The organism is Prevotella sp. P4-98 (assembly GCF_002251405.1).
Taxonomy (GTDB): domain Bacteria; phylum Bacteroidota; class Bacteroidia; order Bacteroidales; family Bacteroidaceae; genus Prevotella.
The window spans coordinates 1-1,918 of the sequence record NZ_NPJC01000039.1 but is presented as its reverse complement, the minus strand read 5'-3'; the positions used below and the strand labels follow the sequence as shown (position 1 = coordinate 1,918).

Below are 1,918 nucleotides of genomic sequence, written 5' to 3'. Positions count from 1 at the left end.
TGACTTACAGATTGTAATTTTCTGCAAAGATAGTCATTTCTAACCCATAGAGTCATTTTTTGCTCGTATTTTGTCGCATATCAACCACTTACAACGATTGTTAATCGTTTTTAGTGGACACTAGTGATACGTAATAATTCCTTTTTAGGTTTTCCTGCGTACTATGTTGTTGTGCCAGGAATGAGCCAAATAATAAAAACAAATCCATTTGTTTCAATTTACAAATCGTCTTTTGTGAATTTTTCATTAATTAATAAGCTTGGAAGTGTTACTGTTGAAATAGCACGCAAAGTCTTTACTGCGATTGATGAAAACTATGAGGTTCTTAAAGAAGAAGATTTCGCATTGAATAGAGTTTTTGTTTTCAATACTAATGAAGACTTAAGAGATTTGTCAATAGAAATGTTAGCTGCTTTGTTAGCCCTTTATCTAAAAGATGATATGAATGCCATTAAATATTTGGCTTTGTACTTAAATGGAAAAGATAAGAAGAAATATTCTTATTTTTATGCATGTCTCGATTATCTAAAGTTAAAAAATTCTTCCGCTTTTCCTGATGATGTACTTTCTGTTCTTTATGGGCATAAAATGATGACCGAAGTTGTTGGAGATTTGGATGATAGAAATGCTATTTTTCAGTATTATAAATTTCCGAATTGTCCTAATTGCGAGAAATGCAAACTCAAACAAGAATGTAAGCATGAGGCTATAATGCAACTTAATGATTGTGTAAATCGAAATTCTGCACTTCTAGACCAACAGGAAGTTCAATTTGATATAGAAAACAATAAAGAATAATATTATATGAATGCTACACATAGCGTTTTACATAAGCTAAGTATATTTTTATTCATACTAATGCATTTTGAAGTGAAATCTTTTGGGCAAAATTTGCATGGTCGTGTACTTGATAGTAGGGATTCTCCAGTCTTCTCCGCCGCTATTATTGCTCAAAATGATAAAAGCCAAACAGTTGCGACTTGTATTACAGATACTTGTGGGGCCTTTTGTTTTTTGAATTTACCAATCCCATATAAGTTAATAGTAAGTCATTTAGGATACAAAACCACCACTATCGTAGATTCGGTTAATCATCTTACTATAAGATTGGAAGATGCTACAACTGCCATCAATGAAATTACAGTAAGGGGTAATTTACAGATGCGAGTAAACGAGCATGGCGCATTAAAGTATGATGGAAATCAGCTTTCTCAACTTCATTCTGTTAGAAATGCTCTTGATATGCTGAATGAAATATCTGTAATACAAAGAAATGGTAGGGGGTACTCAATTATTGGAGCCTCATCATTTAACCTATTAATTAATGGTAAAAGCAGAGGAATGAACCAGGAACAAATATGTACTTATTTGTCTTCATTGCCCACCAATAGAGTTAAGGATATTGAGGTGTATTATAATTCTCCAGCAAAATTTGGTGTGCGAGGAGCATCAGTAAACATTTCTTTGATAGAAGAAAAAGAGAATTCGTTAAAAATCACAAGCGAATTATACGAAGAAACGATTAAGAGACATAATTTCTCAGAAAAAATAGGAATTAATATTGGTATTATAAATAAAAAACTATCACTATATATGTGCTATGATGGAGGCTATACACAAAAAAGATCTGTAAATAACTTATATTCAGACCATCATGTTCAAGACCATATTTTTCATGTAAAACAGAATGATATAAGAAAACGCAATTCCTTTATTAATAATTTTTTGTTTGATGCTAATTTTTCGTGTGGTAAAAAAAGTTCTCTTTCTTTTAGTTATATATTGCAGGAAGAACTTCCTAAGGTGAATTCTTTTGCAATAACAGATGTTAATACCAAATCTCAAAATAGTAATTTATTTACAAGAACTCCAACCTGGCTACATAATGCCAGTTTGTCTTTTTTACATAATAATATAG

Annotated in this window: 2 protein-coding genes; both read left to right on the top strand. The window is 31.2% G+C overall.

Going from position 1 to position 1,918, the window contains the following annotated elements; genetic code table 11:
* Positions 1-234: 234 nt before the first annotated feature.
* Complete coding sequence (locus CIK96_RS06280; protein WP_158214840.1) at positions 235-798, top strand: hypothetical protein; 564 nt, start codon at positions 235-237, stop codon at positions 796-798.
* A 6-nt stretch (positions 799-804) separates the two neighbouring features.
* A partial coding sequence (locus CIK96_RS06275) for a carboxypeptidase-like regulatory domain-containing protein (RefSeq protein WP_144007499.1) occupies positions 805-1,918 on the top strand: 1,114 nt, incomplete at its 3' end.